The organism is Aliidiomarina sp. B3213 (genome assembly GCF_003290085.1).
Lineage (GTDB): Bacteria > Pseudomonadota > Gammaproteobacteria > Enterobacterales > Alteromonadaceae > Aliidiomarina.
In genome coordinates this window covers 566,874-579,161 of the sequence record NZ_QMKJ01000002.1, presented here as the reverse complement: position 1 = coordinate 579,161, position 12,288 = coordinate 566,874, and the positions used below count along the sequence as shown (strand labels likewise).

The window sequence follows — 12,288 nt, the reverse complement described above, 5'->3', positions numbered from 1 at the left end:
ACTACTTCACCTCAGGTGGCGTATCGAAGGTATGGTATGGCGCCGGTGAAGGTACCGTCCATTCTAAACCTTCCGCACCTTCCCATGGTTTCGCTGGTGCTTTTTCGCCTTTCTTCATTGCACACTTGAGTACAACTGCAAGGAAGATAAGTTGCGAGAAGCCAAACAAGAAACCACCGACACTGACTATGGCGTTAATGTCTGCAAATTGCAGTGCATAGTCTGGGTAGCGTCGTGGCATACCTGCTAAGCCAACGAAGTGCATTGGGAAGAACAAGATATTCACAGAAATGAGTGAACACCAGAAATGTAATTTCGCTAGGCCTTCGTCGTACATTACGCCAGACCACTTTGGTAACCAGTAGTACGCAGCAGCCATGATAGAAAACACCGCGCCACTTACGAGTACGTAGTGGAAGTGAGCAACAACGAAGTATGTGTCGTGGTATTGGTAATCTACCGGTGTGATAGCCAACATAATTCCAGACAAACCACCAATGGTGAACAGAATTACGAAAGCAATCGCAAATAACATAGGTGTTTCAAATGTCATTGCACCGCGCCACATGGTACTTACCCAGTTAAACACTTTTACGCCCGTTGGCACCGCAATCAACATCGTCATATACATAAACATCAACGACGCTACGGTTGGCATACCGGTGGTGAACATGTGGTGTGCCCAAACTAAGAATGACAAACCAGCAATTGAAGCTGTTGCATATACCATCGAGGCGTAACCAAATAACGGTTTGCGTGCAAACGCTGGAATGATAGCCGACACAATACCGAAAGACGGCAGAATCATGATGTACACTTCTGGGTGACCGAAGAACCAGAACAAATGCTGGAACAACACCGGGTCACCGCCCCCTGCGGCCGCGAAGAACGATGTTCCGAAGAATTTATCGGTTAACACCATGGTCACCACACCTGCAAGAACCGGCATAACAGCAATTAACAGGAACGCTGTAATAAACCAAGTCCACACGAATAGTGGCATTTTCATGTAGGTCATACCCGGAGCGCGCATGTTCATAATGGTTACAATCACGTTGATTGCACCCATAATCGAAGACATACCCATAATATGCATCGCGAAAACGAATAGTGCGGTTGAGTCGGCACTATAAGTCGTAGAAAGCGGTGCATAGAACGTCCAGCCAAAAGCCGGGCCGCCGCCTGGAACAAACATAGAAGAAAGCATGATTAAGAAAGCTACTGGCAAAATCCAGAAGCTCCAGTTATTCATGCGCGGTAAAGCCATATCTGGAGCACCAATCATTAGTGGCACCATCCAGTTCGCTAGACCGGTAAAGGCTGGCATAACCGCACCAAATACCATAATAACCCCATGCATGGTGGTCATTTGGTTAAAGAAGTGCGGGTCAATAACTTGCATACCCGGCTGGAACAGTTCCATACGGATCATTAATGCGAATGACCCGCCGAGTAAGAACATAATAAAACTAAACCACAAATAAAGCGTACCAATGTCTTTATGGTTGGTCGTAAAGATCCAGCGCTTTATTCCGGTTGGTTTGTGGTCGTGATGCTCGTCATGGGCATCATGTGCGTCTGCAACTACAGTACTCATAGCCAGCTCCTCTTATTGATTGCCCTGAATGAAATTATGGATGTCTGCTGGCTGAACCGCATCACCCGTGTCGTTACCCCAAGCGTTTCGCTCGTAGGTAATAACTGCTGCAATTTCACTCATAGACAGAGAGTTCTGGAACGACTGCATGGCTGTGCCTGATACACCGTTCACCACAATATCAATGTGTTGAGTGCGATCACCAACTGAAACCCCTTCACCCGCTAAGCGAGGGAATACGCCAGGGATACCCTGACCGTTAGGTTGGTGACACGCTGCACATTGAGCCAAATAAATATTGCGGCCTGTTTCCATGAGTTGGTCCATAGACATGTTCATAGAAAGTAGGCGTTCTTCTTCCGCTCGCTCCGCTGCTAAGCGCTCTTCTTCCGCATTAATCCACTCTTGGAATTCAGCCGGCTCTTTCGCAATAACAACAATCGGCATAAACGCATGGCCTTGCCCACAAAGCTCTGCACAAACCCCACGATAAATTCCGGGTTCGTTAACGCGTGTCCACACTTCATTGATGTAGCCTGGGTTTGCATCTTTCTTAATCGCAAACTCCGGAACCCACCACGAGTGAATCACGTCTTCAGAGGTAATTAGGAAACGAACTTTGGTATCGGTTGGAATAACTAATGGGCGGTCTACTTCCGAGAGGTAGTTCTCGGTTTTAGGTAAACGACCATAAATTTGTTCGTTCTGGGTGGCTAGAATACTTTGGAACTCAACGTCATGGTCTAGGTAGCTATAATGCCAACGCCATTGTGAGCCGGTAACCACTACCGTTAAATCAGAGTCATCCGTATCGTCCATTTCAAATAAGGTTATGGTCGCTGGAACAGCCATCGCAACCAGTATTAGAAATGGAATAACGGTCCATGCAATTTCCACTTTTACATTGTCGTGGAATTTAGCAGGCGTTACGCCTCTAGATTTACGGTGACGGAATATCGAAACAAACATGGTTCCGAATACTAGAACACCAATGACCACACAGATGTAGAACACCAGCATGTGTAAACCATACACGTGCTGACTCATATCTGTACTGCCTTGTGTCATGTTTAATTGCAGGTCGTTCGCCCATGCAACTGGCGTTGCAACAAGCGCCAACAACCCTGCAAGCAGGCTTGTGCGTCTCGTTTTCACTCGACTTCTCCTCTTTCTCCTTAGGCCTAGTTGAACACCGGGGATATTCAGTCAGACGAAAAGAACAAAGAGGTCAACAAGAATAGGAACCGCTTTCCCCTGAAATCACAATTCTTGCGTAACCCTTTGTTGTTGTTTTTATTACTGCGAAAGTTCGCACATTTATTGTTTTTATTTCACTTGTACAGGAAAGCAACTTTGGATGTTCGGCAGCTACAATCTTGCACAAATTTCGTTGCGAGGAACAAAATACCACCAAAGATGTTAATAAAAAAGGGGCTGTTGTTAACAGCCCCGGGGAAAACCCTACAAAAGGGTTAGTGGAGTGGTTGAATACTGGTCGGGTTTGTGAAAAGGAAGTTAATGCTCTGGCTGTTGCGTGCCGCGAGCTGTAGCCGTTTTTGGTCGCGCTCAGAGACATTATTTAACCAGGCAATAACCAGCTGGCTGTTATCGAGTAAAAGAGCCTGTTCTGTAGCCCATACAGCGGTTTCAATACTGTTCGACGTAATACAACGGATCCGACCAGTTGGAATACCCGCAATTTCTAGCTGCTGAAGAAATTCTCTGGAAGGTTTTCCAATTAAAGTCACCCATTGATTCGGTTGCTGGCGCATAGTGCTTACCGCGGCCCACAACTGACTCTCTTGGTTTACCGCTTGCGCCTGCTTAGCGCTACTCTCATGACCCCATAAGCCAGGGTGAGAAATTTTCTTGGATACTAATGAATGTTTCATAACCAACCTCCGTTGCGCACAACCCCAACAGCTAACCCCTCTATAGTGAAAGGTTGGTGTTCTAGGTCGACACGAATAATAGAGAACTCTTCATTTTCAGGGTGTAAAAGCACAACTCTGCCCTGACGTTCAAAACGCTTCACGGTGACTTCTTCGTCTACACGCGCTACGACAACTTGCCCGTTTCTTGCTTCATTTGTTTTATGCACTGCAAGCAAGTCGCCGTCTAAAATGCCAATGTCTTTCATACTCATGCCTGAAACACGAAGTAAGAAGTCTGCACTGGGATTAAAAATACTTTCGTCTAGCTGGTAACGAGACTCGACATGTTCTTGAGCTAAAATGGGCTCACCTGCGGCTACACGACCAATCAGCGGAAGACCCTGCGCTTCAGCGATAATCTCTGCCGGAGCAGCTTCCTGAAGCAAACGAATGCCGCGAGAGGTGCCTGGTACCATTTCAATAACACCTTTCTTCGCTAGTGCTTTAAGGTGTTCTTCGGCAGCATTCGCTGAGCGAAAACCTAAGCGTTGGGCTATTTCCGCTCGAGTTGGGGGAATGCCGGCTGCTTCAATATGGTCTTTAATAAGCTCGAGTATTTCAGACTGTCTTGGCGTTAAAGGTCTCATTTCATTACCTGTTTATTCGTACAGTATGCTGTCAGTATATACAGTATTAACTACTGTGCAACTTTTTTATGGAAAAAAGTTTTGATTCGGAAACATCGAATAACTAGTGGTATGATCCATACTTACGGTTTACATAGCAGAACGCTTGGAAAAATATGAACGACAGCAGCACCCATATTTCTTGGTTTTTCTATCTTTTAAAGTGGCCTTTAAAGCTACTCACACGTTTTAAGGCTATTGCGGACTCCCATGACGAGGTGCCTTCACAGCCCGACCATGTGGTGTATGTTATGCGTTCGCCGTCGGCAGCGGATCTTGTGGTGGCTCGCCAGGCTGCAAAAGAGCTGAACTTACCCGACCCGACCTCGACCTTCGAAGTCAAAGGGCGCGAATTTCCACGCGTGTTATATGTAGAAGACGACCGTCACCGTTTAGAGTATGACGCCATTGAGCCTTTCTCAGAAATACTCGACCTGCACAATAAGTTCGATGACCTAAACGTACTCATGTTTCCCGTAGGCATGTTCTGGGGACGTGAACCGGGTAAAGATAAGCGAGACAGCAAAACGATTACCGCAGACATCGACGTTCCAGGTAAGTGGAAAAAATTCATGCTGGTGCTGTTTTCCGGGCGTAGCGTACTTGTTCGTGTATCAAGACCTGTGAGCCTTAGAAAGATGGCCGACGACTTCAAAGGCGATAAAAATCTCGCTCGCAAACTTAAACGTGTCGCACGAACTCATTTTGCCCGACTTCGCCATGCCGTTGCAGGCCCAAAACTGACAGGCCGTAAAGAAATTATTGCCGAGTTACTTCGCCTACCTGCTATTAGAAAGGCTATTTTGGAAGAAGCGAAGAGCAAGCACATTAGCGAAGAAAAGGCAGAAAATGTAGCGCGCCAATATTTAAATGAAATTGCGGCTGATTACCGAGAAGGTTTGGTACGCTTTGGTGACCGCTTCCTGTCTTGGTTATGGACCAAAATTTATCGGGGCATATCAGTAAAGAACAGTGCTGAAGTTCGCGAACTCGCTCAAGACGGTCATGAAATTGTTTATGTTCCATGCCACAGAAGCCACATGGACTACATCCTACTTAGTTATGTTATTTACAAAGAGGGTTTAGTACCACCACACATTGCTGCTGGGGTGAACTTGAACTTCTTCCCGATGGGGCCTATTTTCCGACGCGGCGGTGCGTTCTTTATTCGTCGTAGCTTTCGTGGCAACAAACTTTATTCCACAGTATTCCGCGAATATTTAGGCCGCCTTTTCCAGAAAGGTTACGCCATCGAATACTTTATGGAAGGTGGTCGTAGCCGAACGGGTCGTTTACTTGCTCCAAAAACGGGCATGTTAGCTATGACCCTGCAGGGCCAGCTTCGCGGCATTAGTCGACCTATTAGCTTAGTACCCGTGTATGTCGGTTACGAGCACGTGATGGAAGTAAGTACTTACCATAAAGAGTTACGTGGTAAGAACAAAGAGAAAGAGTCCATTTTCCAAGTCTTTGGCATTTTGAAGAAGCTTCGTAACTTCGGAACGGGCTATGTTACCTTTGGCCAACCGTTGCGCCTTAGTGACTATTTGGACAACGTGGTTCCAGACTGGCGTGATTCAGTAACCAAAGGTACAGAAGAGCCTGCTAAGCCACGATGGCTTACGCCTTGTGTAAACCAATTAGCGGGGCTTCTTATGCAGCGCGTTAACGAAGGCGCTGCGGTAAATCCTATCAACCTTGCGGCAATGTGTTTACTTGCAACAGACAGACAGCGCTTAAGCAAAGACGAACTTATGGCGCAAGTAAGTGCTTACATTAAATTGCAGCAGGAAGTGAAGTTTAGCGCTTGGCTGCAAGTACCTGAAGCAGACAGTGATTTAGAGCACATGTGGAACCACTTAGTGGAAATGAACAAATTCCATGTGGACAAAGACGATGCCGGAGAAGTTGTACGGCTCGACCAAGTGCAAGCTTTAAGCATGACTTATTATCGCAACAACATCTTGCATGCGTTTATTATTCCTGCACTAATCGCAAGATATGCGCGAGGCCACCACAACTTTACTTTGGACGCGGTAAAAACGTTTGTATTGAAAGTTTACCCAATGATACAAGCCGAACTCTACATGCCGCATACCCAAGAGCAGGTTGAGCTTTATGTAAATGCGCTATGCGAGCACTTTGTGTCGGTAGGGTGGTTCACTGAAACCAAAGACGGCTACGCCATTGCTCAGCGCGATCAAAATGAATACGTACAGTTGGTCATGCTTGCTGACGCGGCAGGGGAAACACTAGCGCGTTATGCAGTAGTTTTAGAGCTACTACAGCATTCAAGTTCATTGTCGCGAAGTGATTTAGAGAAATTCAGTGAAACCGTGGCTATGCGGTTAGGCTCTCGCCATGGTATCGACGCACCTGAGTTCTACGACAAGAAAGTATTTAGTACATTGGTGAGTACACTGAAAACCGAGGGCTATATTGTAGTGGCTGAAGACGGTTCTTACGTTTCAGATGACCGAGCTACTGTACTCAGTGAAGAAGTAGACTTTCTGATGGGAAGTGCGGTGCAGCTCACCATTAAAGAGTCGACTAAACGACTTTTAAATGACCAAGCTGCCCCCAATGCTATAAAGGCTTAACAGGTTTCAAGGTGCCTCAAACAGAGGCACCAAAAGGAACCGGTAGCCAATAATGCAACGCTAAACCAATCGCGAAAATCATGCCAGCATAATGGTTTTGACGGAAAGCTAAGAAGCATGCGTCCGTGTCGCGATTGCGAATAAGAATAAGCTGCCAGAAAAATAATCCTGCCATACCTATTAATCCACCCCAATACGCGTATGTTGCTTGCATGGTGTAGCCCACATAAGCGAGTAAGGCGACGGCCAATATTTGCAGCAATGCGATAAATGGAATGTCGTATTTGCCGGTTAAAATGGCGGTCGATTTCACTCCCACTTTAAGGTCGTCTTCGCGGTCAACCATGGCGTATTCTGTGTCATACGCCACAGTCCAAAATAGATTAGCGACAAACAGTACCCAACATACCAGCGGTAGAGAGTTGGTTGCAGCCGCAAATGCCATGGGTATAGACATACTGAATGCAGCACCCAGAATAAATTGTGGGCCATGAGTCCAGCGTTTCGTAAAGGGGTAAAGTATCGCCAGCGCAGCAGCTATAAATGCCAGAATTATGGTGAGCTTGTTGAGTGTGAGAACTAAAAGCAGTGCTAAGAAAATAAGTATGGCGAAAAGCACAATGGCTTCGAACGAGGAAACAGCCTTTTTCGCTAATGGCCTTTCTTTTGTTCTTTCCACCTGGCCGTCAATATGGCGGTCAGCGAAGTCGTTGATTACGCATCCGGCGGAGCGCATAAGGAAAACACCCGCAGCAAAAATAACCACTAAACGAACCGATGGGTCGCCGTTTGCAGCAATAAGCAGCGCCCAAAAAGTGGGCCATGCCAAAAGCCAAGTGCCAATGGGTTTGTCCATGCGCATTAAGGCGCGGTATGCGTCTAAACGATTCATCGTATCACTCCTAGATTGATGCCTTACTCTCAGCATAGCAAGGTGCTGCAGAAAGGAACACTTCAGCGACTAAAATAGGACCATTTTGTAGATGAAATAGTCGTCTTCTGCCAAACAGCGAAGTTACTGAGTTTGCATGTAAAGTATTGTCTAATCTCACGACATTGCTAGCTTGGTCAAACTGAGCAACCTGAATATCGCCAGGAACAATAGAGGAGTTTTGAAATAACACTTCACCCAAAGGGTTATTTCCCATTTCTGCTAATGCTTGATCTTCGTCACTCAATGACGACACCGGTAACACTGAACGAGCAAACACCCAAGACTCATCGTCGCTGTTGAGCAATACTTCACGCACAATGCACAGGTGCGTGTCGGTAATACCCAAAAACTGAATCTCAGAATTGTGCGCGTGAAGCTGTTGTTGGCCTAATAACTCTACACGAAAATTATTGGACAACGCCTTTAGTTTTGCGGTTAGAGAGCCCGCATCATTTAGCCAACTATTCAGGTTCGGTTCTAGTTGCGGTAGCTCGGTTTGCCAGCTCGCTTCCATACCTACGGGAAAAAAAGATTTTATTTGCATGTAAAATTCGATCTTCGTAACAATAGAACTATCATACCTGAAGGACAATTTTGCTTCAGCACTTGCTGAACTTGCCGATACCCTAAGCAACTTAAAAAGGAAGTCATGCATGATACCAAGGTTATTAAAATTACTGCTGATTATGAGCATTGCGGTGGCGACAGTGTTACCTTTTACGGCTTCTTCACAAGACGCTCAACATGCTTATTTCGGTTTCGAGCCTGACATAACCACTAATTACTTAAAGTCGCCGGGCGACTCAAGCTTAGGGTATATTCGTGTTGCAATTGAAGTGCGTGTACCAAGTACGCAAGAGTTAAGCATGATTGAGTACCATGCGCCGCTTTTGAGAAATGCGTTTATTCAGGTGTTAAGCACAGAAACTGAAGCAAGAATACGTTCACTTACTGGCCGTGAAGAAATTCGATTAGCGTGCTTAGAAGTTGCTCAAGAACTTATTCGTAGAGAAACAGGCGAAGACATTATTCGCGACTTAATATTCACCAAGTATATTTACCAGTAGCGAATAGCAATGACTAAGAGTCATATTACCGCTTCAACACAAAGCGGTAATATGCACCTAAGCCTAAGCCGCTAAGCAGTCCGCTTAAGTGCGCTTCATTAGCCATGTTAACCCACAACGCGTTGCTGTAACCGAGCACCAACCACAAAACCATGAAGAAGATAAGTGCAGGTGGAAGCCATAGTGGACCACCTCTTTTCGCACTCATGATCATGCAAAAACCTAAAAGACCGTATACTACGCCTGAAAGTCCGCCAAACAGTGGGCCGCTTACCGCAAATTGCACGAAGTTTGAAATAACAGCAGTAAGGAAAAACAACGTAATGAGTGTGCCTTTTCCTTGTGTTAGTTCAATTCGACCACCCAAGTACCACCACCAGAAAACATTAAAAATAAGATGTGTAGCGGAAAAGTGAAGGAACGCAGGAGTGACAAGCTTCCATGGCTGTTGCCAATTAAACTCTGTGGCGTTTGGAGGAGCAATAAGTAGACTTTGCGTTGTACTATCAAAAAATAAGAACTGTAAAGCAGCAACAGCTAACACGGCTATCGCAATAACAAAGGTCACAATTCCTGCTTGCGCTGCCATGTTGTGCCAAAGCAGTGCCAGGCCACTTTGAGATTTGCCACCTTGCTTGAATTGAAACTGATCAGGATTGTCGTGGAACTGAGCGATAAGCTCTAGGGCTTGCGCCTCGAATGCTGGCTGAAGAAGCCACAACACTACCTTACCTTGCTCTTCTGTAACGTGAACAGGAATGCGGTGTTGTAGTAACAACGCATACAGCTTTTTAATGTGAGTTTCGTCGCTAGACTGCGTTAGCTTTTTCACTCGCCCTTAACCATATCCTCTGGATATTGAGTTGCCCACGCTGTCATTCCACCGTCTAGGCTGTAAACCTCTTCAATGCCTTGTGCTGCAATAAACTGCGCCGCACCTTGGCTACTTACGCCATGGTAACAAGCAACAATGACTGCTTTGCCTTGGCATTCAGCAAGAAAGTCTTTGATATTGTCGTTGTTCAGTGAGTATGCCGATTCAACATGACCCATTGAAAAGCTGCGAGGATCGCGAATATCTGCAAGCACACAGTCACCCGAGCGAACTCGGGCGCGTGCGTCTTCCAATTGAATGTGCTGCATTTCACTCATATTAGGCTTCCCAATCTAAGATTACTTTTCCAGATTTGCCTGAAATCATGGTCTCAAACCCTTCCTCGTATTGGTCGACAGGGAAGTGGTGAGTAATCATTGGCGTTAGGTCTAACCCACTTTGAATTAATGAAGCCATTTTGTACCAAGTTTCAAACATTTCTCGGCCATAAATACCTTTAATAACCAATCCTTTGAAAATAACTTGGTTCCAATCTACCGCCATGTCTTCTGGTGGAATGCCGAGCATGGCAACTTTGCCGCCATGGTTCATTGCATTGAGCATTTGGCTGAACGCAACTGGAACGCCTGACATTTCTAAACCTACGTCGAAGCCTTCTTTCATACCCAGCTCGCTCATAACAACGTCCAGTGATTCCTTCGAAGTATTCACTGTGCGTGTAGCGCCCATTTTTGCGGCAAGCTCTAAACGGTAATCATTGATGTCGGTAATCACCACATGGCGCGCACCCACGTGCTTGGCTACAGCAGCAGCCATAATTCCAATTGGCCCTGCGCCGGTAATGAGTACGTCTTCACCCACAAGGTCAAAGCTTAATGCGGTGTGCACTGCGTTACCAAACGGGTCGAAAATAGACGCTAGGTCGTCAGTCACTTCGTCCGGTAATTTAAAAGCATTCTCTGCAGGAATAACTAAGTATTCAGCAAATGCGCCGGGACGGTTCACGCCAACACCGACTGTGTTACGACATAAATGACGGCGACCCGCACGGCAGTTCCGGCAATGACCACAAGTAATATGGCCTTCACCAGATACGCGGTCACCCAATTCGAAACCACGAACACCTTCGCCCATTGCTGCAACTTCGCCCACATATTCGTGACCCACGGTCATGCCTACTGGAACCGTTTTTTGCGACCACTCGTCCCATTTATAAATGTGTACGTCTGTGCCGCAAATTGCAGTTTTCTTAATTTTAATGAGTAGGTCGTTGTAACCATACTCAGGAACCTCGGCTTCGCTCATCCAAATGCCGGGTTCGGCTTTCAATTTTGCTAATACTTTCATTGTTAAAACCTCGGTTCTTAATACTGTTATTACTTAATAATATTGAGCTCACGACCTACACGAATAAACGCGTCTATAGTGCGGTCTAGCTGTTCTTTGGTGTGTGCTGCAGACATTTGTGTACGAATACGTGCTTGCCCTTTTGGAACAACAGGGAAGGAGAAGCCCACGACATAAATGCCTTCTTGCAACATCTTGTCGGCCATTTGCGCTGCCACTTTTGCATCACCAAGCATTACCGGAATGATGGCGTGATCAGCTCCGGCAAGTTCAAAGCCTGCTGCTGTCATTTTTTCGCGGAAGTAATTACTGTTCTCTTTTAGTTTTACGCGTAACTCGTCACCTTCACTCAGCATGTCGAGTACTTTCAAACTGGCAGTAACAATGGAAGGCGCAAGTGAATTAGAGAATAGGTAAGGTCTTGAACGTTGACGTAGCCATTCAACAACTTCCTTTTTAGCTGCAGTAAAACCACCTGATGCTCCACCTAAAGCTTTACCTAGTGTACCGGTAATAATATCTACCCGGTCCATTACGTCATGATATTCATGCGTACCGCGGCCCTTGTCACCTACGAATCCAACTGCATGAGAGTCGTCCACCATAACTAATGCATTGTATTTGTCGGCTAGGTCACAAATGCCTGGAAGGTTGGCAATAATGCCGTCCATTGAAAATACGCCATCGGTTGCAATTAATTTATGGCGAGCGCCGTCGGCTTCAGCTTGTTGTAGTTGTTTCTCTAGCTCTACAAGGTCGTTGTTTGCGTAACGGTAACGCTTTGCTTTACACAAGCGCACGCCGTCGATAATGCTAGCGTGGTTTAGCGCGTCACTAATAATGGCGTCTTCAGGGCCGAGTAATGTTTCGAACAAACCAGCGTTGGCGTCAAAGCACGAAGAGTAAAGAATGGTGTCTTCCATACCCAAGAAGTCACTAATTTTCTTTTCTAACTGCTGGTGAATGGTTTGAGTACCACAAATGAAGCGTACCGAAGCAACACCAAAACCGTATTCGTCTAAGCCTTTTTGTGCGGCTTTAATCAGTTCAGGGTGGTTGGCTAAACCTAGGTAGTTGTTTGCACAGAAGTTCAGAACTTTTTGACCATTCACTTCAATTTCAGAATACTGTGAAGAACTAATGGCTCTTTCGTTTTTATACAAACCATCTTCTTTCACTTCTTCAATTTGTTGACGTAGTTGATCGTAAAAAGCGCTTTTCATGCGTTGCTCCTAGCGGTTGCTGGAAAAAAATATGGGCTTATTTTACGCAGTTAGTGCGTGTTTCGCACGGAAAAACTGGTCTGCTGCCTAAAAACTGTTGTACAAACTGCATTACAGATGTTTCC

General features: G+C 45.9%; 12 protein-coding genes. 2 read left to right on the top strand and 10 right to left on the bottom strand.

Going from position 1 to position 12,288, the window contains the following annotated elements:
* Position 1 precedes the first annotated feature (1 nt).
* The 4 genes from ctaD to lexA all read right to left on the bottom strand — a co-directional run bounded on the left by ctaD (position 2) and on the right by lexA (position 4,118).
* Positions 2–1,597, bottom strand: coding sequence for a cytochrome c oxidase subunit I (ctaD, locus tag DQX04_RS07955; RefSeq protein ID WP_111915355.1), 1,596 nt, complete (start codon positions 1,595–1,597; stop codon positions 2–4).
* Between the two features lie 12 nt (positions 1,598–1,609).
* Positions 1,610–2,752: a cytochrome c oxidase subunit II gene (gene coxB, locus DQX04_RS12560; protein ID WP_111915354.1), complete on the bottom strand. Its 1,143-nt coding sequence runs from the start codon at positions 2,750–2,752 to the stop codon at positions 1,610–1,612.
* 317 nt (positions 2,753–3,069) lie between these two features.
* Positions 3,070–3,489 (bottom strand): hypothetical protein, encoded by a 420-nt coding sequence (locus DQX04_RS07940; protein WP_111915352.1) that lies wholly within the window; start codon positions 3,487–3,489, stop codon positions 3,070–3,072.
* Positions 3,486–4,118, bottom strand: a complete 633-nt coding sequence (lexA, locus tag DQX04_RS07935) for a transcriptional repressor LexA (RefSeq protein ID WP_111915351.1) — start codon at positions 4,116–4,118, stop codon at positions 3,486–3,488. Before lexA ends, DQX04_RS07940 begins: the two co-directional genes overlap by 4 nt.
* 155 nt (positions 4,119–4,273) lie before the next feature.
* On the opposite strand from lexA, the gene plsB reads away from it, so the two are divergent.
* The gene (plsB, locus tag DQX04_RS07930) at positions 4,274–6,757 is read left to right on the top strand and encodes a glycerol-3-phosphate 1-O-acyltransferase PlsB (protein ID WP_111915350.1); all 2,484 of its coding nucleotides are present in this window, start codon (positions 4,274–4,276) and stop codon (positions 6,755–6,757) included.
* Positions 6,758–6,773: 16 nt separating this feature from the next.
* Here the strand turns inward: plsB and ubiA are convergent, their stop codons facing one another.
* Both ubiA and DQX04_RS07920 read right to left on the bottom strand, forming a co-directional pair.
* Positions 6,774–7,649, bottom strand: a complete 876-nt coding sequence (ubiA, locus tag DQX04_RS07925; protein ID WP_111915349.1) for a 4-hydroxybenzoate octaprenyltransferase — start codon at positions 7,647–7,649, stop codon at positions 6,774–6,776.
* 10 nt (positions 7,650–7,659) lie between these two features.
* Positions 7,660–8,235, bottom strand: a complete 576-nt coding sequence (locus tag DQX04_RS07920) for a chorismate lyase (RefSeq protein WP_165831967.1) — start codon at positions 8,233–8,235, stop codon at positions 7,660–7,662.
* A gap of 109 nt (positions 8,236–8,344) precedes the next feature.
* Between DQX04_RS07920 and DQX04_RS07915 the strand changes: the two genes are divergently transcribed.
* Positions 8,345–8,758 carry a flagellar basal body-associated FliL family protein gene (locus DQX04_RS07915; protein WP_111915347.1) on the top strand — a complete coding sequence of 138 codons (414 nt, stop codon included), beginning with the start codon at positions 8,345–8,347 and terminating at the stop codon, positions 8,756–8,758.
* A gap of 25 nt (positions 8,759–8,783) precedes the next feature.
* Here the strand turns inward: DQX04_RS07915 and DQX04_RS07910 are convergent, their stop codons facing one another.
* The 4 genes from DQX04_RS07910 to DQX04_RS07895 are packed head-to-tail and all read right to left on the bottom strand — an operon-like array spanning position 8,784 to position 12,163.
* Positions 8,784–9,590, bottom strand: coding sequence for a rhomboid family intramembrane serine protease (locus tag DQX04_RS07910; RefSeq protein ID WP_111915346.1), 807 nt, complete (start codon positions 9,588–9,590; stop codon positions 8,784–8,786).
* The gene (gene glpE / locus DQX04_RS07905; RefSeq protein ID WP_111915345.1) at positions 9,587–9,910 is read right to left on the bottom strand and encodes a thiosulfate sulfurtransferase GlpE; all 324 of its coding nucleotides are present in this window, start codon (positions 9,908–9,910) and stop codon (positions 9,587–9,589) included. Before glpE ends, DQX04_RS07910 begins: the two co-directional genes overlap by 4 nt.
* Position 9,911: 1 nt before the next feature.
* Positions 9,912–10,940, bottom strand: coding sequence for an L-threonine 3-dehydrogenase (tdh, locus tag DQX04_RS07900; RefSeq protein WP_111915344.1), 1,029 nt, complete (start codon positions 10,938–10,940; stop codon positions 9,912–9,914).
* Positions 10,941–10,969: 29 nt separating this feature from the next.
* Complete coding sequence (locus tag DQX04_RS07895; protein WP_111915343.1) at positions 10,970–12,163, bottom strand: glycine C-acetyltransferase; 1,194 nt, start codon at positions 12,161–12,163, stop codon at positions 10,970–10,972.
* Positions 12,164–12,288: the final 125 nt, after the last annotated feature.